The organism is Streptomyces sp. NPDC027189 (assembly GCF_055566975.1).
Genome location: NZ_JBVHRI010000016.1, coordinates 135,482 through 157,767, shown reverse-complemented (window position 1 = coordinate 157,767; position 22,286 = coordinate 135,482). Strand labels below are relative to the sequence as shown.

Here is a 22,286-nt window from a genome sequence, read left to right as displayed (position 1 = left end):
CGAGCCGCTCTAGGAGGAACCGTGTTCCGCAGCCAGTACGCAGACGTCCCGGCCGTCGAGGAACCCATCCACGACGCCGTCCTCGGCCGTGCCACCGAGCGCGGCGGCACGCCCGCGCTCGTCGACGGCGTCGATGGAACCACGCTCACGTACGAACAACTGGACCGTTTCCACCGGCTGCTGGCCGCCGCGTTCGCCGACGCGGGCGTCCGCAAGGGCGATGTGCTCGCCCTGCACAGTCCGAATACCATCGCCTTCCCGACGGCGTTCTACGCCGCCACGCGCGCGGGGGCGTCGGTCACGACCGTGCACCCGCTCGCCACGCCCGAGGAATTCGCCAAGCAGCTGCGCGACAGCGCGGCCACCTGGATCGTCACCGTGTCGCCCCTCCTGGAGACCGCCCGCGCGGCAGCCGAACTCGCGGGCGGTATAAGGGAGATCTTCGTCTGCGACCAGGCGCCCGGGCACCGCTCGCTGATCGACCTGCTCGCCACCACCGCGCCCGAACCGCGGATCGACATCGACCCCGTGGCCGACGTCGCGGCCCTCCCGTACTCCTCCGGGACGACCGGCATCCCCAAGGGCGTGATGCTCACTCACCGGTCCATAGCCACCAACCTGGCGCAGCTCGTGCCGTCCATGCCCCTGGGCCCAGGCGACCGCATCCTCGCCGTACTGCCGTTCTTCCACATCTACGGGCTGACGGCCCTGATGAACGCACCGCTGCGGCAGGGCGCCACCGTCGTCGTACTGCCCCGCTTCGAGCTGGACACGTTCCTCGCGGCCATCGAGAAGCACCGCATCAACGTGCTGTTCGTGGCCCCGCCGATCGTCCTCGCCCTCGCCAAGCACCCGGCGGTCGCCCAGTACGACCTGTCGTCCCTGAGGCACGTCATTTCCTCCGCCGCGCCCCTGGACGCGAAACTGGCACAGGCCTGTTCGCAGCGGCTCGGGCTGCCGCCCATCGGCCAGGGCTACGGCATGACGGAACTCTCGCCCTGCACCCACCTGGTGCCCCTGAACACCCCGGACGCGCCCCCCGGGACGGTCGGCAGGCTCATCGCCGGCACCGAGATGCGCATCGTCTCCCTCGACGACCCCGGCAAGGAGCTGGGTGTCGGCGAGGCCGGAGAGATCGCCATCCGCGGCCCTCAGGTCATGAAGGGCTACCTGGGCCGTCCCGACGCCACCGCCGCGATGATCGACCCCGACGGCTGGCTGCACACCGGAGACGTGGGCCACGTGGACGCCGAGGGCTGGCTGTTCGTCGTCGACCGCGTCAAGGAACTCATCAAGTACAAGGGCTTCCAGGTCGCCCCCGCCGAACTCGAAGCGCTGCTGCTCACCCACCCCGGCATTGCCGACGCAGCCGTCATAGGCGCCTACAACGAGGACAACAACGAAATCCCCCACGCCTATGTGGTCCGCCAGCCGTCCGCGACCGACCTCTCCGAAGGGGAGGTCATGATGTACGTCGCCGAACGCGTCGCCCCGTACAAGAGGGTCCGTGCCGTCACCTTCATCGAGGGCGTCCCACGGGCGGCCTCCGGGAAGATCCTGCGACGGGAACTGCGGGGCCGCTCATGACCGTTGTACACATGGCGCGCGAGCGCGCCATCACCACCCTCACCCTCGACTCGCCCGCCAATCGCAACGCCCTCTCGGCCGTCCTCGTCGGCGAACTGGCGGACGCGCTCACCAGGTGCGGCAAGGACGGCGACGTACGCGCCATCGTCCTGACCCACACCGGGAACACGTTCTGCGCGGGCGCCGACCTGCGCGATCCGCCGCATCCGGACGCCCTCGTCGGACTGCTGCGGCAGATCGTCGAGCTGCGCAAACCCGTGCTGGCCCGGGTGACCGGACACGTACGGGCGGGCGGACTCGGCCTGCTGGGCGCCTGCGACCTCGCGGCCGCCTCCACGGAGGCCACCTTCGCCTTCACGGAGGTGCGCATCGGCGTCGCACCCGCCGTGATCTCCCTCCCCCTGCTGCCCCGCACCGACCCCCGAGCCCTCGCCCGCTACTACCTCACCGGCGAACGCTTCGACGCCGCTGAGGCGGTCCGCAGCGGATTGCTCACGGCGAGTGGCGACGACGTCGACGAGGTACTCGCCCCCATCCTCGACGGCCTGCGCCGAGCGTCCCCCCAAGGCCTCGCCGAGACGAAAGAGCTGCTCACGGCTAAGGTGCTGGAGACCTTCGACCGGGACGCGGCCGAACTGACCGCGCTCTCGGCCCGGCTGTTCTCCTCCGCACAGGCCCGCGAGGGGATGACGGCCTTCCTCGAACGACGGGACCCCACATGGGTGGTGTGAGCACGACGGAGCACGCCGCGCGTCTTCCGCATGTCCCCAAGCAGGACCGCAGCCGGGCCACCCGGCAGCGGCTCCTGGCAGCCGCCGTGGCCTGCCTCGCCGAGCACGGCTGGGCGGGCTCCACGGTCTCCGTCGTCGCCGAACGCGCCGGCGTCTCCCGCGGCGCCGCCCAACACCACTTCCCGACCCGCGAGGACCTCTTCACAGCGGCGGTCGAGTACGTCGCCGAGGAACGCTCCACCGCCCTGCGGGCCCTCTTCCCCGACGGCGCCGCCGACCGCCGCGCCGTCGTCGCCGCCCTGGTCGACCTCTACACCGGCCCCCTCTTCTGCGCCGCCCTGCACCTCTGGGTCGCCGCCTCCAACGAGGACCAACTCCGCCCGAGGGTCACCGAACTGGAGGCCCGCGTCGGCCGCGAGACCCACCGCATCGCGGTCGACCTCCTCGGCGCCGACGAGTCCCGACCCGGCGTGCGCGAGACGGTCCAGGGGCTGCTGGACATGGCCCGGGGCCTGGGCCTGGCCAACCTCCTCACGGACGACGGGGGGCGCCGGGAGCGGGTGGTGGAGCAGTGGGGTTCGCTGATGGAGGAGGCGCTCGGCTGAGGCGTCGGCCTCAGGGACTGAGCCGCTCCACCCGCCAGCTGCCGTCGGGCTCCGCCACGTACCGGAGCCGGTCGTGCAGGCGGTTCTCGCGGCCCTGCCAGAACTCCACCGCCTGCGGGGCGATACGGAAACCGCCCCAGTGCGGCGGGACCGGTACCTGCTCGCCCTCCGGGTAGCGGGCGCTCAACTCCGCGTACGAGGAGTCCAGTTCGGCGCGGGAGCGGATGACCGAGGACTGGGCGCTGGCCCAGGCGCCGAGCTGGGAGCCGTGCGGGCGCGTGCGGAAGTACGCGGCGGTCTCGTCGCGTCCTGTGCGCCGCGCCGTGCCGGTGACGATGACCTGGCGGGCCAGCGGATGCCACGGGAAGAGCAGCGAGATGTACGGGTTGGCGGCCAGCTCGCGGGCCTTGCGGGAGTCGTAGTTGGTGTAGAAGACGAAGCCCTGCTCGTCGTACTGCTTCAGCAGCACCGTGCGCGCACTGGGCCGGCCCTCGGCGTCCGCGGTGGAGACGACCATCGCGTTCGGCTCGTGCACGAAACCGTGCACCGCGGCCTGCGCCGCCTGCTTGAACCAGCGGGCGAACTGGTCCATCGGGTGCGGGGCGAGGTCCGCCTCGTCCAGACCCTCGGCGCGGTAGTGCGCGCGCATCGCGGCGGGGTCGGCGGCGAGTTCTTCGGCGTCGGCGTCGGCGGCCTCGGCCGCGCGCTGGACGATGGGCTCGGCAGCGGATTCATCCGGGAAGCGGTCGTTCACGCGGTCATCCTGCCGTATGCGCCCCCGCCTTCGGCGGGCGTGTGCTTCATCACTGCGTGGCACTCAGTGCCGCACACTCTCCCCAACGGTGGCACTCAGGGATATCGTGCTGCTGCCGTTCCGGTTGGGATGACCGCCAGCCGCACGGGGCATCACCGGGGTGACCGCTTCGGACCGCGAGTCGGCGAGGACCCTTCGAAAGGCTCCCGAGAGCCTTCGAAAGTCTTCGAGAACGACCGTGGAACCGGACCGGCGGACGAACGACCATCGACCGCCACCCACTCCTGACACATGGTCGCGAACACCACGTACACCACAAGCAGCATGTACGCCACGCACACCCCCACAACACCATCTGTCGCACACATCACGAGGAGCCGCCTGATGTCCGACTTCGTACCCGGACTCGAGGGAGTCATCGCGTTCGAGACGGAGATCGCCGAACCGGATAAGGAGGGCGGCGCACTCCGGTACCGAGGCGTCGACATCGAGGATCTGGTCGGCCACGTCTCCTTCGGCAACGTCTGGGGGCTGCTCGTCGACGGCGCCTTCAACCCCGGCCTGCCGCCCGCCGAACCGTTCCCGATCCCCGTCCACTCCGGCGACATCCGCGTCGACGTCCAGTCCGCGCTCGCCATGCTGGCACCCGTCTGGGGCCTCAAGCCCCTCCTCGACATCGACGAGCAGCAGGCCCGCGAGGACCTCGCCCGCGCCGCCGTCATGGCCCTCTCCTACGTCGCCCAGTCCGCCCGCGGCCAGGGCCTGCCCATGGTCCCGCAGCACGAGATCGACAAGGCGCAGTCCGTCGTGGAGCGGTTCATGATCCGCTGGCGCGGAGAGCCGGACCCCAAGCACGTGGCGGCCGTGGACGCCTACTGGACCTCCGCGGCGGAGCACGGCATGAACGCCTCCACGTTCACGGCCCGCGTCATCGCGTCGACGGGCGCGGATGTCGCGGCGGCGCTCTCGGGCGCCGTAGGGGCCATGTCGGGCCCGCTGCACGGCGGCGCGCCCTCCCGTGTCCTCGGCATGATCGAGGAGATCGAACGCACCGGAGACGCCGGGGCCTACGTCAAGCAGGCCCTCGACAAGGGCGAACGCCTCATGGGCTTCGGCCACCGCGTCTACCGCGCCGAGGACCCGCGCGCGCGGGTCCTGCGCCGCACCGCCCGCGACCTCGGAGCCCCCCGCTTCGAGATCGCCGAAGCCCTGGAGAAGGCCGCCCTCGCCGAACTCCACGCCCGCCGTCCGGACCGCGTCCTCGCGACGAACGTCGAGTTCTGGGCCGCCATCGTCCTCGACTTCGCCGAGGTCCCGGCCCACATGTTCACCTCGATGTTCACCTGCGCCCGCACCGCGGGCTGGTCGGCGCACATCCTGGAACAGAAGCGCACGGGCCGTCTCGTACGCCCCTCCGCGCGCTACGTGGGCCCCGGCTCGCGCAGCCCCCGGGAAATCGAGGGCTACGAGGACATCGCGCACTGAGAATCGGTCGCACCGAGAACCAGGTCGTACCGACGCACTGAGAATCGGTCGTACCGAGAACCAGGTCGCGCCGAGGAGAAAGGTCCCCTCCGTACGCCGGTCATCACGCGGGCGTGAGCAGCTCCGCGTGATGACGGGCGGCGACCAGCGGATGCGCCCGCAACTTGCCCTTCAGCTCATTCCTGCCGTACTCGGCGAAGAGCGGATTCGCCGGATCCGTCGTCACCCCGGGCGCGGCGGACGCGTGCGGGAAGGGCAACGGCTCGACCCGCGCGTCGAGCCGCGGGTTGTAGAAGAAGGGCACGGAGAACCGCTCGGTGGCCCCGGCCGGACTGACCACCCGATGATTGGTCGCGATCAGATACCCGCTGGTGGCCACCTCCAGCAGCTCACCCAGATTGACGACGAAGGCCCCCGGCAGCGGCGGCACATCATGGAACAGCCCGTCCTCCCGCTGCACCTGAAGCCCACCCACCTGGTCCTGCAGCAGCAGCGTCAGAAACCCGTAGTCCTTGTGCGCGCCGACCCCTTGATCGCCGCCGTCACCCGCACTCCCCGGATACCGCACCAGCTTCAGATGCGGATGAGCCCGCTCCCCGAAGATCGGCTCGTAGAAGTCGCCGGGCGCGCCAATGGCGACGAGCAGCTCACGCAGCAGCCGCGCCGCGACGGCACTGAGCCGGTCGATCCAGGCCAGCGCGGCGACCCGCAGCTCCGGCAAGGCATCCGGCCACTGATTCGGCCCCTCCAGCCACCAGTACGCGGGCTCACCCGGCCCAGGCGTCCGGGCCGCCCGCTCAGCCCCTATGTCGAGCTGATCCCGCCAGTCCCGACTCCCTCCCGTCCGCTCGTCGCCCGTACGCGTATACCCCCGGAAATGCGGCGAGTTCACGTTGTCGATCGCGAGCCGATCGACTTCGGGAAGCGCGAAGAACCGATGCATGGCCTGAAGCAGAGCGCCAGTCTCGGCCTCTGTCACGCCATGCCCGACAAGCTGGAAGAACCCCACGTCGTGCACGGCGCTGTGCAACTGCGCGTGCATGACGGCACGGGCCCGGGGGCCGCGGTCGGCCGCGGAGAGATCAATGATCGGAAGCTGCTGGTACTGGTGCTGCTGGTGCTGAGAAGACGTGTTCGTCGTCATGAGTCGCGTCCGCAGGTGTACGGGGCCCGGGCAGCCGCCAAGGGTGGGGCGGGGCCGCGGGTGCCAAGTGGAAGAGTGAAACGGTGCGAGAAGCGCACAAGGGGGCTGGGTCAGGCAGAACGCCGACAGCCCATGCTCGTGACGCGCACGTAGTCCACGTGGCGGCGTCGAACGAGCATCGGAAGCATGGCCCCAGAGTACTGCGGGGCGGCCGATGCACCTGTGCCCCACCTCACACCACACCTGAAACGCAGACGACCCGCGAGCTCGGGTCCCCCCGCCTCACGGCGGAGGAGCCGGCCGGACGTACCGGCGAGCTCGCGGGTCGGGTGACTGCGTGGAATTTCGGCCGGCTGCGCGCAGAGCTCGCGCGCTGGTCCGGCACCGCACTGAGTGTGGTGACGGGCTACTAGCCCGCAGCCACCTCTTCCGTCCGGTATTCATACATCTGCCGAACCACCTCCTCTCCGAAGTAACAATCACCCTAGGAACCCAGTCCGGGCACTTCAAGGGGTTTTCCGAGAAGATGACGGCGCCGGGCAACGAACGAGAAGTGCTCAGCGCCCCGTAAGGACCCCGTCCAGAAACGGCTCGATCGCCGTCCGCCAAGCCTCCGGCTGGTCATAGTGCACAAGGTGCCCCGCCTCGGCCACCTCCGCGTACTGCCCGTTCGGCAGCACCCGGACCATCTCCTGCGACTCGGCCCGCCCCAGCTCCCCGTCCAGCCCCCGCACGACGAGCGCCGGGCACCGCACCTGCGCGAGCTCCTCCCAGTGGGCGTCGTACACCCACGTCTGCCGGGACTTGAGCATCTGATCGGGCTGGAAGACCGGACGCCACCCGTCCGGGGACTCGTGCATCACCTCGGCGTAGAACTCCCCTCGGGACGGATTCGGCCGCTCCACCCAGGGATCGTCCTCGCCGAACCACTTCCGTACGTCGGCGAGCGTGGCGAAGGGCACCGGCCAGGCCTTGAACCAGTCCTCCCACTCACGCTGCGACGCGGCCCCTAACGCCGACGCCCGCATGTCACAGATGATCAGCCCGTGCACGAGATCGGGCCGCTTCGCGGCGAGCTGCCAGGCGGTCAGCGCACCCATGGCGTGGCCGATGAGAACGGCCGGAGCGAGGCCGAGCTGCTCGAGCGCGGCCTCGGCGTCCTCGACGTACGCCTCGCGCGTGTACTCCGCCTCCGGTGCCTTGTCGCTCTGGCCGTGACCGCGCTGGTCGAGGGCGACGGCACGATGCCGCTCGGAGAGCCAGCGGGCGGTGGACGCCCAGTGCGAGGCGCGGCCCATCAGGCCGTGCAGTAACAGCACTCCGGGGGCTCCCGAGGCCTCGTCGGCCCTGGGGGGATCCACTTTCGGAGGATCGGCGAACTCCCACGCAGCGAGGCGTACGCCGCCCGCTCCCGTCACGTCGATGCGCCGCACCATCGGTAATGGCACCCCCCTAGCTCGCTCGGACCGGCTCGCTCCCGCTCGAACCGGCCGGTCCACTCGTACCGCTTCCTACCGCTGCTCCTGCTACCGGTGCTGCTCTACGCGTACCCCTACTGCACCGCCACGTTATCGAATGAGGTTTCGAAAATGGCCTTCCTGGCTGCAACACCCCTCATTCGAGTGACCATGTTCTGGGATTGACCGCCGCCGCCGAGGGGAGATCTTCAGCGGGAGGCGGACCGCTCGGGGAAAACGGTCCGAGGGGAATGACCCTGAGAGCTCGGGGCTCCGGGTCAGCACAGGGGAGGACAGGCCCCGGCGCCATCTGGCGCCGGGGCCCTCTCCACATCTGCGGCACATCCTCCCCGCCCCCTCCCCGACCGCGCACCATCGCTCTCGGACACGGTCAAGAGCCCTCAGGTCATATGCCTCACGCGACAGCCTCGCACGCAAATGGTCCCGGCGCTGCGATTCCGCACACTGAATCTTGGTTTCAGTGGGGTCGCGGATTCATCACAACTGCCTCTGGTGTCGCGGGAGTTGACATGCTCCGAATCACGTGGGCGAGCATGCGCGGCGTGCGCCCGGGGCCGACGTGGAGGTAGCCGGCGTGCGCCCGGGGCCGACGTGGAGGTAGCCGGCGTGCGCCCGGGTGCCGACCGCGGGGACGGCGGATGCCGGCCCCCACGGCCGGCGCCCGGGAGCTGCCCCTCGCGGGTACCGGTGCCGGGCGCCGATCACACGGGAGTCGGCGTCCGGCGATGATCAGGTGCCGACGCCCGGCGCCCCGTCGCTGCCGGTGCTAGCGCTTGGCGACGAACACATGGGAGGCAACGTCCGCCTCCAGCTCCGCGGCCTCGCCGCCGCTGCCCACGAGGACGCCGCCCGCCGACTCGGTCACGCTCACCACGGAGCCGGGCTGCACGCCCGCCCGCCGCAGCGTGTACATCAGCTGCGCGTCCGTCTGGATCGGCTCACCGATACGCCGTACGACCACGGTCTTGCCGTCGAGCCCCGGGTCGAGCTCGGCCAGCGACACCATGCCCTCGTCCAGGAACGGGTCGGCGCCGTCCTTCTCGCCCAGCTCTTCCAGGCCCGGGATCGGATTCCCGTACGGCGACTCGGTCGGGTGGCGCAGCAGCTCGAGGACCCGCCGCTCGACGGCCTCGCTCATCACGTGCTCCCAGCGACACGCCTCGGCGTGCACCTGCTCCCACTCCAGACCGATGACGTCGACGAGCAGGCACTCCGCGAGGCGGTGCTTGCGCATGACACGCGTGGCCAGCTGCCGCCCCTCCTCGGTGAGCTCCAGGTGCCGGTCGCTGGCGACCGCCACCAGGCCGTCGCGCTCCATCCGCGCCACCGTCTGGCTGACCGTCGGTCCGCTCTGGTCGAGCCGCTCCGCGATCCGGGCGCGCATGGGGACCACGCCTTCCTCCTCCAGCTCGAGGATGGTGCGGAGATACATCTCCGTGGTGTCGATCAGTCCGGACATTCGTGCCCCTCGATTAGCTCTGCCGGAGACGCGATGGCTCACCGGCGTGTGCGCTGGCCCTGAAACCAATTCTGACGCATACCACTGACAACCGTGCCTCGCTGTTGAAACCACGCGGTTACGAGTGCCTCTGCGGCTGTACGGGCCCGGGGCTCGGCCGGGGCGGATGTGGCGCGGCGCCCCGAGCCCAGTGTCGCCCCCGCGGGCCGTATTGACAGGGCACTGGTCCAGACCGCAACGTGATCCGCGACACGACGCCCACCCGACGCCGACGAGACTTCTAAGGGGCTTCGCCGATGAGCGACAGCAAGCTGGCCGGGCAGTTCTTCGACGCCGCGATCGGCCTGCTGCAGCGGGTGCGGGACGAGGACGCCGGGGACATCGCGGCGGCCGGAACCCTGATCGCCGACACCGTCGCCGACGGCGGACGGCTCTTCGCCTTCGGCGCCGGACACTCTTCGCTCGCCGCGCAGGACATCGTCTACCGCGCGGGGGGCCTCGCCCTGATGAACCTGCTCGCCGTGCCGGGCGTCGTCGGCGTCGACGTCATGCCCGCGACGCTCGGCTCCGCCCTGGAGCGCGTCGACGGCCTGGCGAGCGCCGTCCTGGACTCCAGCCCGGTCCGCTCCGGCGACGTACTCGTGATCATCTCGCTCTCCGGCCGCAACGCGCTCCCCGTCGAGATGGCCATGAACGCCCGCGCGCTGGGGGTGAAGGTCATCGGCGTCACCTCGGTCGCCTACGCCTCCGAGACGAAGTCGCGGCATGTCTCGGGGACGTACCTGAAGGACCACTGCGACATCGTCCTCGACTCGAAGATCGCGGTCGGCGACGCGGAGCTCACCCTCGACGCGATCGAGGCCCCCTTCGCCCCCGCCTCCACCGTCGTCACCACGGCCCTCCTCCAGGCCGTCATGGCCACGGCCGCCGGCTCCCTCGCCGACCGCGGCATCGAGCCGCCCCTCCTCCGCTCGGGCAACGTGGACGGCGGCCACGAGTGGAACGGCCGCGTGATGACGGAATACGGGGACCGAATCTTCTACCGCCGCTGAGCCGGCCTTCAGCCGTCATGGCTGTGGGCATGCGGGGCGCCCGGGGCGGCATCCGTCCCACAGGGACCGGCGCCCCGCAAGCGCCGGCCAGCGCACCTGCCCCGAGCCCAGCTCTTGCGCCGGCCAACCGCGTCACCCGAGCGGGCCTCGGCCAACCGCGTCACCCGAGCGGGCCCCGGCCAACCGCGTCACCCGAGCCGGCCTGGCCCCTGGCCAACCTCGTCACCTGAGCGGGCCTCGGCCAACCGCGTCACCCGAGCGGGCCTCGGGCAACCGCGTCACCCAAGCCCCAGCACACCCTCCAGGTCCAGCGCCATGGCAATCCGTACGGCCACATCCTCCGCGTAGGTGGCGTCCGCCCGCTCGAACTGGCTGCGCCCCGCACCCCGCAGAAACGTCACGACCCCCAGCGTCCGCCCCCGGCTCCGCAGCACCGCGCACAGTGCATGCACCGAGTCCGGCGGCCACTGCCGCGCCACGGCCCACTCACGCGCCTGCTCGGCAGGGGCAGCACCCGCGCTGGCCCGTACGGACCCGGCGCGCTCCACGCACTGCAACGCGGGATGCCCCTCCGCGTACCGGACGGGCAGCCCCGCCTTCCCCGTGAGCACACTCGGCCCCGGCGCGCCGGAGGGCGTGGCGGCGGCCCGTACGAGCCGCACGGGCCCCTCGCCGTCCCAGGCCGAACCACCCGCTACGCGGTCGATCAGCGCGTGGTCGGCGAACCCGGCGAGCGCGAAGTCGAGGTGGACGGTGGCGACCTCCGCCGGGTCCTCGCACTCGGCCGCGGCCCGCGCCGCCCGGTGCAGCTGATTGGCCCGGAACCGCAGCAGCGCCGCCTCCTGCTCGGTCTGCTTGGCCTCGGTCACGTCCTGGAAGAGCCACCCGACACCCAGCGGTACGGGCTCCTCCGCGAGCGGCGAGGCAAGCCGCAGGAACCCGCTGCGCCAGCACCGCCGCTTCTCGCCCTCCGTGGTCCGCACACTCACCCACATCTCGGCGGGCGCGGGCGGCGCGCCTTCCGCGAGCACATGGGTGAGCGCGCTCTCCAGCTCCTCCACGCCCTGGGAGAGCAGGTCCCCGAGGGGCCGCCCGAGCACGGACGTACGCCCGGTCCCCAGAGCCCGCGCCGCATGCGCATTGACGACGGCCGGCCGCAGATCGGCGTCAACGAGCACCACGCCCCAGCTGGCGTCCTCGAACAACGCCTCGCTCAGCGCGATGGACCGTTCAAGATCGATCTGCGCGTGCACCTCGCTGAAGGCGCAGTACACCCCCGCGGGCTTCCCGTCCGGGCCCCGCACGGCGGCGGACTGCGTCCGTACGAGCACCCGCCCCCCGTCCTTGGTGAGCAGGGCGAATTCATGCACCTGCCGCCCGGGAGACTGCATGGCGGACAGCAACCGCCCCTCGACCTCCTCGGCGTCCGCGGTCCGCACGGCCCACCCGGCGAACCCCTGCCGCCCCACGGCCTCGGCCGCGGTCCACCCCAGAATCCGCTCGGCTTCTCGATTCCAGTGGGTCACGACCCCATCGGCATCGAAGGCACAGAGCGCCGCGTCCATCCCGTCCAGCAGCGCGGCAAGCAGATCCGAACCATCCCGCTCGGGCTCATCAGGCCCCAGCTCATCGGTGGTCCCACTACGCCGGGAAGCACTCACCTGGACCCCCTGCAGGCTGCGTCCGCACGTACGGCGCGACAGTTCGCTCACTCGTAATCATTCAACTCGAACGTGACCCAGCCCACACCTCGTTCCCCAAAGATTGGACGAAATCGTTGTACGCCGGATTTCCACCCCGCCCGCCCCACGAACCACGCCCCAGGACACCCCCCACCGCTCGCCCGCCTACCCCTGGACGCCCAGCTCACCGCACTCCGCATGGGCCGGCCGACGTGTTCAGCCTGGTGGTGCGGCCGAATCCGGTGCCGGCGCCTCCCCGCATGCTTGGCGAATCAGATGTCGACGACATGCAGTTACGCATCGATCCCTACGCGACCCGGCGGGAACTCGTGCCCCGGGGGCGTAGGGACGGGACGACGAGCCCGTGCGTACGGGATGCCCCCCCATCGGCACGATTGTCCGCAGGGTGAGACGTGTGGATCACCCCTTGCTGACCGCCGCCAAGATCTCCGGCAGCCGCCGTGCCGTCCGAGGCGCCGCCAGTCGTAGCCCCAGCAGCGTGATCAGCGCGCCGTACCCGGCGCCCAGTGGCAGCAGCAGCCAGGTCCACTCGTCGCCGTCCGCCGTGACGTTCAGCCAGATGGTGAGAGTGATGACAGGGGCGGCGAGCAGGGCCGCTGAGACCATGCCGCCGAAGATGGAGATCCAGGCGAGTCCGGTCTGGCCGGGGGCGACGTTCTTGTAGCCCTCCTGGGGTATCGAGTACGGGAAGCGCGCCGAGGACCACGCTCCGGTGGCGAGCATCGCGCCGAGCAGCGCGAAGGAGAGACCGAGCACCTCGGGCAGCTTGGGCCAGTCGCCGAGCATCGCGGTCGTCAGGACGGTCACGAGGGTCGCGTACGGCAGGGTGATCACCAGCAGTGCCAGCGCGCGCCCGCGCAGTTCGACGTAGGCGTCCCGGCTGGACGAGATCGTCATCGCGACGATCCAGAACGCGGACGTGTCCTGCCCGAACTGGTTGTACATCTGGATCCCGAGCATCCCCGCCGCGAAGCACGCGAAATAGATCGAGCCGGTGCCCTGGAGCGCGTTGAAGACCGGCACGATCAGGCCGATCGCCAGCGATGTCACCCACGCCGCCTTGGTCTTCGGGTCGCGCCACACATAGCGCAGGCTGCGCTCCACGACCGTTCCGGTGCGGCCCGACGGCAGCAGCCGGCCGAGCCCCGACGAGCCCCGCTCCCGCGCGGCGGGCTCGGCCGCCTGCAACGTGGACCCGTCCGGCGAGGTCATCAGCCGGGTCAGATGACGGGACCACAGCGCGAGCAGCCCGACCAGCGCGGCCACGGCGAGGACGAGTTGGGCGATGCCCACCCCGTACGACCCCTCGCTCACCGAGTCCACCGCGCCGATCGCCGAGGCGGGCGGCAGCCATCGCAGTACGTCCGCCACCGGGTCGAGCTTCGACAGGCCGCCCGACGAACCGAGCCGCTGTGCACCGAAGTTGACCAGTTGCGCGCCGATCGCGATCACCAGACCGCTGAGCACCGCCAGATCGCGGCCCTTGCGGCTGGACAGCAGACGGATGTTGGCGGCCGCGACGGCCCGTGCGAGGGCCACGCAGACGAGCAGGGCCACGACGACGGCGACGACGGCGGTGACGTACGCCGCCGCGCCGTGTGCCACGGAGATGACGGAACCGATGAGCAGGCACAGGGTGAAGACCGGCCCGATGCCGACCAGCGAGGCCGCGAGCAGCGCCCGCACCAGCGGACGCGGGCGCAGCGGCAGCATCACCAGGCGCGTCGGGTCGAGCGTCTCGTCGCCGCTGGGGAAGAACAGCGGCATCACGGCCCAGCCGAGCGCCAGGACCGCGATGAGCAGCACGGCGACGGCGGTGGCGTGCGCGTTGCCGCGCAGCGCGATCAGGCCGAGCAGTTGGAGGGCGGCGAAGAGCAGGACGAGGACGACGGAAGTGACGTACGCGGCCCGCCGACCGGCGGACTGCCGCAGCCCGTTGCGCAGGAGCGACAGCTTCAGCCGTACGACCACGGGGGTGATCGACGCGGCGGAGACGGCGGCGTTGGCGCTCATCGGGCAGCCCCGCCGCCCAGCCAGTCGAGATCGGTCCCGGCGGGGCGGCCGTGCGCGCCGACCAGCTCCAGGAAGGCCTGCTGGAGGGAGGGCGCGCTGCCGCACACCTCCGCGAGCGGGCCGTGTGCGCGGATGCTCCCCGCGGCCATGACGGCGACCCAGTCGCACAGCGACTCGACCAGCTCCATCACGTGGGAGGAGAAGACGACCGTGGCGCCCGATCCGGTGTACCGCTCCAGGACGCCGCGGATGGTCTGCGCGGAGACCGGGTCGACACCCTCGAACGGCTCGTCGAGGAAGAGGACTTCGGGGTTGTGGAGGAGGGCGCAGGCCAGGCCGATCTTCTTGCGCATGCCGGTGGAGTAGTCGACGACGAGTTTGTGCTGGGCGCCCGCGAGGTCGAGTACGTCGAGGAGCTGGGTGGCGCGCTTGTCGACCTCGGCGCCGTGCAGACCGCGCAACCGGCCGGTGTAGGCGAGGAGTTCGCCCCCGGAGAGGCGCTCGAAGAGCCGCAGTCCCTCGGGCAGCACGCCGATGCGGGCCTTCACCTCCACCGGGTCGCGCCACACGTCGTGACCGACGACCTCGACGGTGCCCTGGTCGGGCCTGAGCAGCCCGGTCACCATCGAGAGGGTGGTGGTCTTCCCGGCCCCGTTCGGACCGACGAGTCCGATGAACCGGCCCGCGGGCAGCTCCAGATCGATTCCGGCGACGGCGACCTGCTCCCCGAACCGCTTCCAGAGCCCGCGCACACGTACGGCGGGTACGGCTTGCCCAGCTACGTCGGTCATGCAAGCACCCTAAGGGGAAGCGCCCCCGTCTTCAGGGGCGCGGGGAACTGCGCGACCAGCCACGACGAACCCGCAGGGCAGGACGGGGCCGATCCGGCTCTACCGGTCCCGCCCGCACGCATAGGCAAGCGGCGAGATCAACTCCTCGGCATCCGGCAGCCACCGATTCGCGAGCGTCGGCCGGCAGGCCCACTGCACCGCCCCGCGCAAGCCGAACCGGGTCGGTGGGGCAGCGACGTACGCCCCCTCCCCGAGGGTGACGAGGTCGAGGGAGGAGGGCGGCCACCCGAGCTTGCGGACCAGGTCGGGGACCTTCGCGGCGGCACCGGGGAGTACGAAGAAGTGCATGCGCCGGTCCGGAGTGCAGGAGACGGGGCCGAGGGTCAGCTCCATGCGTCGCATCCGGGCGAGCGCGAGACAGCCTGCCGTCTCGGGGACCTCGACCGCATCGAACGTCCGTCCGGTGGGCAACAGAATCGACGCCACCGGCTGCTTCGACCACATCCGGCGCACGACGGTCGCACTGCCCGTCGCCTGAGTCGCCCAGTCCTCGCGCGCCGGATGCGCGCCGGGTGCGGCGCACGCGGGCTCGCCACAGGAGCAGTGCTGCACCCCGTCGACGGCTTCCAGCCAGGTGCCCGGGAACACGTCCCAGTGGCGCTCCTCGGCATAGCGCACGGCGGTTTCCTGCAGCGATTCGCCGCGCTGCTTGGGGATCTGTGCGGTCTTGGTGCCTGCGATGGTCTCTTCCACGCTGAACTCAACTCCCCGGTCCACCTCGGGTTACGGGGGACACGCGCGCGGGGGAGGAGCATCGATTCCGCAAGTGGGGCGCATGGGTGCACGTGTGGGGGCGCGCGTGGGCAACGGCAGCGGGGTGCGGGTAACCAGGGTAGGGGTCGGGCAACCGCCTTTACCCCGGCAATCCTCATATGTCTCGCATCTTCGGTATGTCGGCGGGGCATTGATCTTCATGGCCGACTTCTTTCGGTGCGGGCGGCCGGTGAAGACACGTCAACTCGGTGCGTGGGCAGGCACCGCAGCCACAGGGGGTACGCCATGGCCGCAAGGCCTCTCGTCGCCAGGCAGCCGAACGAACGGTTGCAGGCGCTCATTCAGGAAGCGGGCTGCTCGAACGCCGGGCTGGCCCGCCGGGTCAACATGTGCGGCGCGGAGCACGGTCTCGATCTGCGTTATGACAAGACGTCCGTGGCGCGCTGGCTGCGCGGGCAGCAGCCACGCGGACGGGCTCCGGCGGTCATCGCCGAGGCGCTCGGCCGCAAGCTGGGCCGTACGGTCACGATCGACGAGATCGGCATGGCCAACGGCAAGAACCTCGCGTCCGGCGTCGGACTCCAGTTCTCGCCGACCGTGCTGGGGGCCATCGAGCAGGTCTGCGAGCTGTGGCGCAGCGACGTCGGCCGCAGGGACTTCCTCTCCGGCTCGTCCGTCGCCGCCTCCGCGCTCGTCGAGCCGAGCCGGGACTGGCTGATCTCCGCGCCGGACTCGCAGGTGGCGCGCTCGGCGGGCCCGCGCGTCGGCCACTCGGACGTGGCGGCGGTCCGCGCGATGACCCAGGCGCTGGTCGACCTGGACCACCAGTACGGCAGCGGGCATGTACGGCCGGTCGTCGTGCACTACCTCAACAGCGTGGTCTCCGGGCTGCTCGCGGGCTCCTACCGGGAGGCGGTCGGGCGCGAACTGTTCGCCGCGGTCTCGCGGTTGACGGAACTCGCCGGCTACATGGCCATCGACACCGGCCAGCCGGGGCTCGCCCAGCGGTACTACATCCAGGCGCTGCGGCTCGCGCAGGCGGCCGGGGATCGCGGGTACGGCGGATACGTGCTCGCGGCCTCGATGAGCCACCTGGCGGCCCAACTCGGCAACCCGCGCGAGATCGCGCAGTTGGCGCGCGCGGCGCAGGAGGGGGCGCGCGGGCGGGTGACACCGCGCGCGGAGTCGATGTTCTACGCCGCGGAGGCGCGCGGGCACGCGCTGATGGGCGACGCGCGTTCCGCCCAAGTGGCGTCCGGGCGTGCCGTCACCGCCCTGGAGTCGGCCGACCCGGCCTCCGGGGACGACCCGACGTGGATCGCGCACTTCGACGAGGCCTATCTGGCCGACGAGTTGGCGCACTGCCACCGGGACCTGGGCCAGTCGGAGGCCGCCGCGCGGTGCGCGGAGGAGTCCCTCGCCGGGCACCCCGAGTCACGGGCCCGCCGCCGGGCGATCGGTTTCGTGCTGCTCGCCACGGCGCAGGTCCAGCAGCGCGAGGTGGAACAGGCCTGCCACACGGGCCTGCGCGCGGTGGAGCTGCTGGGCACCCTCCGCTCCAACCGGGGCGCCGAGTACCTCGACGAGTTCCAGCAGCGCCTGGAGCCGTACCGGGACGAGCCGGTGGTACGGGAGTTCGGGGCGCGCCTGGAGCTGCAGGCGGCGGCCTGAACGTACGGGTGTGAGAGGGCGTGGAAGAAGGGCCGCACGCGCGGGCGTGAACATACGACCCGCGCGGGCGTGAACGCCAGGGAAACGTGGGCGCCGGGAGTGGGAGGAGACATGTACAGCGCACCGGGGGGCGGTTTTGTTACCCCGGTCACAAGGGGCGGAGGTCACGTCCTGCGCTGCGTGGCACCGGGTTGTCGGGACCCGGTAGCGTGAGCCGACGATTCCGAAGGTCCCCCATTAGTAGGAGTCCCGGTGACGCAGAGTGGACAGGGCGATGAGCCCTCGGCGCGGCCCGCGCACGAAGGCATCGTGCTGCCCTCCGACGGCGGCGAGCCGCTGCTGCCGGGTATGACGGGCGACCGTACGACCCCGGCGGGCGGCCAGGCCTGGGGTCAGCCGTGGGGCCCCGAGCAGCCGGCCGCCCCCGCCCCGCAGCCCGGCCAGGGCTGGGGAGCGCCGGCGAACGGAACCCAGACGTGGGGGGCCGCCGAGCCGCCTCAGTCCACCGCCCCCGCCCCGGACTGGGGCACCCCCGGCGCCTCCGAGGGCTGGGCGGCGCAGCAGCAGCCGGGTGTGGACGGCTACCAGCAGCAGGGCTTCGCGCCGCAGCAGGCGCCCGCTGCCGGGCCGCTGCCGCCCGAGGGCGCGCAGGCGCCGTCGTACGGCGCGCAGGACGGTTTCGCGCCGGAGGCGCAGGGCGCGCACGGCGCCGGATACGGCGGGTATGCGGCCCAGGGCCAGCAGGGCCGGCAGGCCGGGCAGCCTTCGCAGCCCTCGCACCCCGGGAACGCCCTTCCGCAGGCGGCGGACGAGTACGGCGCCCCAGGGAACGCTCTTCCGCAGGCGGCCGAGGCGTACGGCACCCCCGGATCCTCGCCCTCCCTGCCTCCCGCCGCGCAGCCCGCGACGCTGCCGCCTGCCGCCGGTGACGGTGCGACCCAGTACATTCCGCACATTCCGCCCGCCCCGGCTGGAGACGAGGGGGCGACGCAGTTCATAGCGCCCGTCCCCGCCGCGGCGGACGAGGGTGCCACCCAGTACATCCCGCCGGTGGGCCCGGGTGCGCTGCCGCCCGAGGTGCCGGCCGACGCGACGCAGTTCCTCGGGCAGGCGCCGCAGGGCGGCCCCGGAGCCGGGCCGCTGCCCGCCGCCGCGCACCCGGACGCCGAGGCCACGCAGTTCATCGCCCCCGTGCCCGCGCAGCCGGCCGGGGCGCCGTACGGGATACGCCCGGGCGCGCCGGAGGACCGGCAGCCCCCGGCGGAGTTCGACAGCCTGTTCCGCAGCGAACCGGAGGGCCCCGCGTCGACGCAGCAGATGCCGCGCTTCGACCCGCACGGCGGCGCGCAGGCCGCGTACGGCGCTCAGGCTCCCTACGGGGCGCACGCCCCCGGCGCGCCGGGAGGCCGGGCCGCCGCACGGCGTGGCGGTGTGTCCGACGGCGACGGTGGCGGCGGACGCGGTCGCCGCAGCGGTTCGCGTGTTCCGCTGATCGCGGCCGTCGGCATCGGCATCGCCGTGCTCGGCATCGGCGCCGGCTCGCTGCTCAGCGGCGGCGGTGGCTCCGACAGCAAGGACGACGGCAGCAAGACCGTGTCGGCCACGGCCCCCGCCACGGGAGGCTCGGCCTCGCCGGCCGCCGACCCGGTCAAGGCGCAGGCCGTCGAGCTGGACAAGCTCCTGGCGGACAGCAGCAGCAGCCGCGACTCGGTGATCAACGCCGTGGCGGACGTGAAGACGTGCGACAACCTGGACCAGGCGGCCAGTGATCTGCGCGACGCGGCCAAGCAGCGCGGCGAGCTCGTCACCCGGCTCGCCGCCCTCTCGGTCGACAAGCTCCCCAGCCACGCCGAGCTGACCACGGCGCTCACCAACGGCTGGAAGGCCTCGGCGTCGGCCGACAACCACTACGCGGCCTGGGCCGATCAGGTCGCCGGGAAGAAGGGCTGCAGGAACGGCCACGCCCGCACCACCGGGCAGACCCAGGCGGGCAACCGGGCCAGCGGCACGGCGTCCGCGGAGAAGCAGAAGGCCGCCAGGCTGTGGAACTCCATCGCGTCCAAGTACGGACTGACGCAGCGGTCGCGGACCCAGCTCTGAACCGCTGGCGGGCTCCTCGGGAAACCCCGAGGAGCGTGGCGGCCCTCAGTCCGCGTTCTCCAGAGTCTTCGACACATTGACGAACCCGCGCCGTGCCGACGCCAGCTGACCCTGGCGTACGACCTGGAAGGTCACGTCCGCGTTGACGAGGCGCGGGAAGTCGACGGCCGCTATCAGGTCCTCGAAGCGCCAGCTGAGCGTCGGGGTGAGCCCGCCCGTGGTCACCTTGAGGCCGTCGTCGAGGGCGCGCCGGATCGCGTGCGCGGACACCTCTCCGTCGCCGAGCGACTCGATGGCCGCCTTCAGCACGGTGTACGCGATCCAGGTGGTCTGCACTCCGGCGTCCGCGGGGTCGATCCGGTTGTCGCCGAAGGCCTGCTCCTTGATCACCTTGCGCATCGCGTCCCACCGCGGGTCGTTCGAGTTCGGGTACCAGCCGGTGACGGACGAGCCCTCGTACGGGCTCGACTTGCCGCCGGTGGCGTCGATCAGCGACTGGTCGACGCTGCCGAGCACGGTGCCTGTGCGCACCTTCGGGTAGTTCTCGCGGTCGCGCCGGAAGGAGTCCATGAAGGTGTCGGTGCGGTCGCCGAGCGCGGGCACCACACAGCCCCGCTTGAGCGGGTCGCTGGTCGCGCGCTCGAGCGCCTGCTGGGTCTGCCGTGAGTATTCGGTCGCGTCGTCGGCGGCCCGCTGGTCCGCGGCGGACGTATGGCCCTCCGACTTCAGGCCGGAGTTGAGCAGTACGGGGAGCTCGTCGCCCGCGGTGGTGTCGGGGCGTACGAGCGCGACCGGGCCGCAGTCCTTGCCGAGCTGTTCGCCGAGGCCGGCCAGCAGCGCGGGCTCGCCACCGTTGACGGGGTAGGAGAGCGGGCTGTTGAACTCGTCGTCGGTGACGCCGTAGCCGCCGATGTAGGGGATGCCGGCGCTTTCCAGCGGGGCGAGGAATGTCCGGCCGTGCTGGCTGTAGGAGCCGACGACCGCGACGACGTTCTCGTCGACCGCGTTCTGGGCGCACTTCGCGGCGTCCACGAAGTCGTTGTGGTCGTTGCAGGTGAGGACCTTGAGCTTGTGGCCGTTGATGCCGCCGCGGGAGTTGACCCAGCGCGCGTACGCCTTCGCCATCGCGGGCATGCCGGGCTTGTTGGTCGCGGCCGTCTTCTCGGGCGCCCAGGTCATGACGGTGACGGGGTCGTCCCCGGAGCCCCCCGTGGCACCAGGGACGACCCCGCATCCGACGGCGATCGACGCACACGCGGCCAGCGCGCCCGCGGACAGCAACGTGGCCTTGACGGGCCGGGGGAGGACGGGTGAGCTGCTGCGTGTACGTCGCCTGCCGGTCATGGACAAGCACGATTCCGTCACATCGCTAACCCGGGAGTGACCCGTGGTCAACGGGGGGTGACCTAGAGGTGAATTGCGGGGGCGGATGATCTGTTTTTCACAGGGAACGTACGATCGGTGACCGTGCAAGGTTCGGAGAACTCTTCCCGTCGCGGCCGTCGCTCATCCACCATGGGCGGCATGCCACTGAACGACATGCCGTGGTGGCGCTGGCGCAGCAATGTGCGCTCCGCGCTGCACATGCTCTCCGACCTCGCCTTCCAACGTGACGTCTGGCTCGCCGGTGTCGACGGGTACGGGGACGTCACCGACGCCGTGTACCGCCTGGTCGAGGACACCTGGCTGGACAACTGGTCCGCCGAGAAGTACGTCGGCACGATCTTCCGGGACTCCCAGGAGGCGGCCCTCGTCGACACCGCCGTGCTGCGCGTCCTGCGGATCATGCACCAGGTCGGGCCCGACGCACCCGTCTCCGCGTATCTCGACCACCACGCCTGGCCGGAGGCCGTCCGCGCCGCCCGGGACGCGCACGTGCGTCTGGCGGCGAGCGACGGGGAGGATCCCGACGCCCCGCCGCGGACGCTCGAAGTGCTGCGGATCCTGACGCGGTCGGCGTAGCGGTTCTCGGGCGATCCCGGAGGGCGTCCGCGTGGCGGGACAGTCGTCCTCCCCAGGCGGCCCGTATGGGACCCTGTCCTGCATGAACGAGCAGTCCGTCCGCGGGGCCGCACCCGCCGCCGAGCAGTACGTCCTGACCATCTCGTGCCCGGACAAGCCGGGCATCGTGCACGCCGTGTCGAGCTACCTCTTCATGACGGGCTGCAACATCGAGGACAGTCAGCAGTTCGGCGACCACGACACGGGACTGTTCTTCATGCGGGTCCACTTCTCGGCGGTCCCGCCGGTGACGGTGGAGAAGCTGCGCGCGAGCTTCGCGGCGATCGGTGACTCCTTCCACATGGACTGGCAGATCAACCGGGCCGAGGACAAGATGCGGGTCGTCATCATGGTCAGCAAGTTCGGCCACTGTCTCAACGACCTGCTCTTCCGCGCGCGGATCGGCGCGCTGCCGGTCGAGATCGCCGCCGTGGTCTCCAACCACACGGATTTCGCCGAGCTCGTGGCTTCGTACGACATTCCCTTCCACCACATTCCGGTGACGAAGGACACGAAGGCGGAGGCCGAGGCGCAGCTGTTGGAGCTGGTTCGCGGGGAGAACGTCGAACTCGTCGTCCTCGCCCGCTATATGCAGGTGCTGTCGGACGACCTGTGCAAGCAGCTCAGCGGCCGGATCATCAACATCCACCACTCCTTCCTGCCGAGCTTCAAGGGCGCGAAGCCGTACCACCAGGCGCACGCCCGGGGTGTGAAGCTCATCGGTGCCACCGCGCACTATGTGACGGCCGACCTCGACGAGGGGCCGATCATCGAGCAGGAGGTCGAGCGGGTGGGCCACAATGTGACTCCCGATCAGCTGGTCGCCATCGGACGCGATGTGGAGTGCCAGGCGCTGGCGCGGGCGGTGAAGTGGCACGCGGAGCGCCGCATCCTGCTGAACGGGCGCCGCACGGTGGTGTTCGCGTAGGGGTTGTTCG

The 22,286-nt window shown here is 71.3% G+C and carries 18 protein-coding genes; 9 read left to right on the top strand and 9 right to left on the bottom strand.

Annotated elements, in window-relative coordinates; all coding sequences use genetic code 11:
• The first annotated feature begins 21 nt into the window (after nt 1-21).
• From ACZ4RZ_RS32465 to ACZ4RZ_RS32455, 3 genes are read left to right on the top strand one after another with little or no spacing between them, the layout of a single operon-like run.
• Nucleotides 22-1,587 (top strand): 4-coumarate--CoA ligase family protein, encoded by a 1,566-nt coding sequence (locus ACZ4RZ_RS32465; protein ID WP_467750039.1) that lies wholly within the window; start codon nt 22-24, stop codon nt 1,585-1,587.
• Nucleotides 1,584-2,318 (top strand): enoyl-CoA hydratase family protein, encoded by a 735-nt coding sequence (locus ACZ4RZ_RS32460; RefSeq protein ID WP_467750037.1) that lies wholly within the window; start codon nt 1,584-1,586, stop codon nt 2,316-2,318. The genes ACZ4RZ_RS32465 and ACZ4RZ_RS32460 overlap by 4 nt, the downstream gene beginning before the upstream one ends.
• Nucleotides 2,306-2,923, top strand: coding sequence for a TetR/AcrR family transcriptional regulator (locus tag ACZ4RZ_RS32455; RefSeq protein WP_467750035.1), 618 nt, complete (start codon nt 2,306-2,308; stop codon nt 2,921-2,923). The genes ACZ4RZ_RS32460 and ACZ4RZ_RS32455 overlap by 13 nt, the downstream gene beginning before the upstream one ends.
• A 10-nt stretch (nt 2,924-2,933) precedes the next feature.
• Here the strand turns inward: ACZ4RZ_RS32455 and pdxH are convergent, their stop codons facing one another.
• A complete protein-coding gene (gene pdxH, locus ACZ4RZ_RS32450; RefSeq protein WP_467750134.1) occupies nt 2,934-3,572 on the bottom strand; it encodes a pyridoxamine 5'-phosphate oxidase in 639 nt (212 codons plus the stop codon).
• 489 nt (nt 3,573-4,061) lie between these two features.
• Here pdxH and ACZ4RZ_RS32445 point away from each other — a divergent pair, with 489 nt between their 5' ends.
• Nucleotides 4,062-5,162 carry a citrate synthase 2 gene (locus ACZ4RZ_RS32445; protein WP_467750033.1) on the top strand — a complete coding sequence of 367 codons (1,101 nt, stop codon included), beginning with the start codon at nt 4,062-4,064 and terminating at the stop codon, nt 5,160-5,162.
• Between the two features lie 103 nt (nt 5,163-5,265).
• On the opposite strand, the gene ACZ4RZ_RS32440 is transcribed toward ACZ4RZ_RS32445, so the two are convergent.
• The 3 genes from ACZ4RZ_RS32440 to ACZ4RZ_RS32430 form a co-directional block, all read right to left on the bottom strand.
• Nucleotides 5,266-6,306: an isopenicillin N synthase family dioxygenase gene (locus tag ACZ4RZ_RS32440; protein WP_467750031.1), complete on the bottom strand. Its 1,041-nt coding sequence runs from the start codon at nt 6,304-6,306 to the stop codon at nt 5,266-5,268.
• A 557-nt stretch (nt 6,307-6,863) separates the two neighbouring features.
• Nucleotides 6,864-7,742 (bottom strand): alpha/beta fold hydrolase, encoded by an 879-nt coding sequence (locus tag ACZ4RZ_RS32435; RefSeq protein ID WP_467750029.1) that lies wholly within the window; start codon nt 7,740-7,742, stop codon nt 6,864-6,866.
• A gap of 808 nt (nt 7,743-8,550) precedes the next feature.
• Nucleotides 8,551-9,243, bottom strand: a complete 693-nt coding sequence (locus ACZ4RZ_RS32430; RefSeq protein ID WP_467750027.1) for a metal-dependent transcriptional regulator — start codon at nt 9,241-9,243, stop codon at nt 8,551-8,553.
• Between the two features lie 296 nt (nt 9,244-9,539).
• On the opposite strand from ACZ4RZ_RS32430, the gene ACZ4RZ_RS32425 reads away from it, so the two are divergent.
• On the top strand, nt 9,540-10,295 hold the full coding sequence (locus ACZ4RZ_RS32425; RefSeq protein ID WP_467750025.1) for an SIS domain-containing protein: 756 nt from the start codon (nt 9,540-9,542) through the stop codon (nt 10,293-10,295).
• Between the two features lie 278 nt (nt 10,296-10,573).
• On the opposite strand, the gene ACZ4RZ_RS32420 is transcribed toward ACZ4RZ_RS32425, so the two are convergent.
• From ACZ4RZ_RS32420 to ACZ4RZ_RS32405, 4 genes are all read right to left on the bottom strand, one after another.
• The gene (locus ACZ4RZ_RS32420; RefSeq protein ID WP_467750023.1) at nt 10,574-11,956 is read right to left on the bottom strand and encodes a PAS domain-containing protein; all 1,383 of its coding nucleotides are present in this window, start codon (nt 11,954-11,956) and stop codon (nt 10,574-10,576) included.
• Nucleotides 11,957-12,397: 441 nt separating this feature from the next.
• Entirely contained in the window at nt 12,398-14,011 is a 1,614-nt protein-coding gene (locus ACZ4RZ_RS32415; protein ID WP_467750021.1) for a transporter, read from the bottom strand.
• Entirely contained in the window at nt 14,008-14,802 is a 795-nt protein-coding gene (locus ACZ4RZ_RS32410) for an ABC transporter ATP-binding protein (RefSeq protein ID WP_467750019.1), read from the bottom strand. The genes ACZ4RZ_RS32415 and ACZ4RZ_RS32410 overlap by 4 nt, the downstream gene beginning before the upstream one ends.
• Nucleotides 14,803-14,901: 99 nt before the next feature.
• Entirely contained in the window at nt 14,902-15,555 is a 654-nt protein-coding gene (locus tag ACZ4RZ_RS32405; protein WP_467750017.1) for a bifunctional DNA primase/polymerase, read from the bottom strand.
• A gap of 306 nt (nt 15,556-15,861) precedes the next feature.
• Between ACZ4RZ_RS32405 and ACZ4RZ_RS32400 the strand changes: the two genes are divergently transcribed.
• Together ACZ4RZ_RS32400 and ACZ4RZ_RS32395 are read left to right on the top strand one after the other, a co-directional pair.
• Nucleotides 15,862-17,247, top strand: a complete 1,386-nt coding sequence (locus ACZ4RZ_RS32400) for a transcriptional regulator (RefSeq protein ID WP_467750015.1) — start codon at nt 15,862-15,864, stop codon at nt 17,245-17,247.
• 252 nt (nt 17,248-17,499) lie between these two features.
• On the top strand, nt 17,500-19,347 hold the full coding sequence (locus tag ACZ4RZ_RS32395; protein WP_467750013.1) for a hypothetical protein: 1,848 nt from the start codon (nt 17,500-17,502) through the stop codon (nt 19,345-19,347).
• 45 nt (nt 19,348-19,392) lie between these two features.
• Here ACZ4RZ_RS32395 and ACZ4RZ_RS32390 read toward each other — a convergent pair whose 3' ends face one another.
• Complete coding sequence (locus ACZ4RZ_RS32390) at nt 19,393-20,691, bottom strand: ABC transporter substrate-binding protein (protein WP_467750011.1); 1,299 nt, start codon at nt 20,689-20,691, stop codon at nt 19,393-19,395.
• Nucleotides 20,692-20,808: 117 nt separating this feature from the next.
• Here ACZ4RZ_RS32390 and ACZ4RZ_RS32385 point away from each other — a divergent pair, with 117 nt between their 5' ends.
• Nucleotides 20,809-21,309 carry an SCO4402 family protein gene (locus ACZ4RZ_RS32385; RefSeq protein ID WP_467750009.1) on the top strand — a complete coding sequence of 167 codons (501 nt, stop codon included), beginning with the start codon at nt 20,809-20,811 and terminating at the stop codon, nt 21,307-21,309.
• A gap of 82 nt (nt 21,310-21,391) precedes the next feature.
• Nucleotides 21,392-22,276: a formyltetrahydrofolate deformylase gene (purU, locus tag ACZ4RZ_RS32380; protein WP_467750007.1), complete on the top strand. Its 885-nt coding sequence runs from the start codon at nt 21,392-21,394 to the stop codon at nt 22,274-22,276.
• Nucleotides 22,277-22,286: the final 10 nt, after the last annotated feature.

What these genes read in the sequence shown, in the direction of transcription:
- pdxH (WP_467750134.1), bottom strand. Translation starts at nt 3,572, where the DNA reads ATGCGCGCGCACTACCGCGCCGAGGGTCTGGACGAGGCGGACCTCGCC.
- ACZ4RZ_RS32445 (WP_467750033.1), top strand. Translation starts at nt 4,062, where the DNA reads ATGTCCGACTTCGTACCCGGACTCGAGGGAGTCATCGCGTTCGAGACG.
- ACZ4RZ_RS32410 (WP_467750019.1), bottom strand. Translation starts at nt 14,802, where the DNA reads ATGACCGACGTAGCTGGGCAAGCCGTACCCGCCGTACGTGTGCGCGGG.
- ACZ4RZ_RS32440 (WP_467750031.1), bottom strand. Translation starts at nt 6,306, where the DNA reads ATGACGACGAACACGTCTTCTCAGCACCAGCAGCACCAGTACCAGCAG.
- ACZ4RZ_RS32460 (WP_467750037.1), top strand. Translation starts at nt 1,584, where the DNA reads ATGACCGTTGTACACATGGCGCGCGAGCGCGCCATCACCACCCTCACC.
- ACZ4RZ_RS32435 (WP_467750029.1), bottom strand. Translation starts at nt 7,742, where the DNA reads ATGGTGCGGCGCATCGACGTGACGGGAGCGGGCGGCGTACGCCTCGCT.
- ACZ4RZ_RS32425 (WP_467750025.1), top strand. Translation starts at nt 9,540, where the DNA reads ATGAGCGACAGCAAGCTGGCCGGGCAGTTCTTCGACGCCGCGATCGGC.
- ACZ4RZ_RS32455 (WP_467750035.1), top strand. Translation starts at nt 2,306, where the DNA reads ATGGGTGGTGTGAGCACGACGGAGCACGCCGCGCGTCTTCCGCATGTC.
- ACZ4RZ_RS32415 (WP_467750021.1), bottom strand. Translation starts at nt 14,011, where the DNA reads ATGAGCGCCAACGCCGCCGTCTCCGCCGCGTCGATCACCCCCGTGGTC.
- purU (WP_467750007.1), top strand. Translation starts at nt 21,392, where the DNA reads ATGAACGAGCAGTCCGTCCGCGGGGCCGCACCCGCCGCCGAGCAGTAC.
- ACZ4RZ_RS32400 (WP_467750015.1), top strand. Translation starts at nt 15,862, where the DNA reads ATGGCCGCAAGGCCTCTCGTCGCCAGGCAGCCGAACGAACGGTTGCAG.
- ACZ4RZ_RS32430 (WP_467750027.1), bottom strand. Translation starts at nt 9,243, where the DNA reads ATGTCCGGACTGATCGACACCACGGAGATGTATCTCCGCACCATCCTC.
- ACZ4RZ_RS32390 (WP_467750011.1), bottom strand. Translation starts at nt 20,691, where the DNA reads ATGACCGGCAGGCGACGTACACGCAGCAGCTCACCCGTCCTCCCCCGG.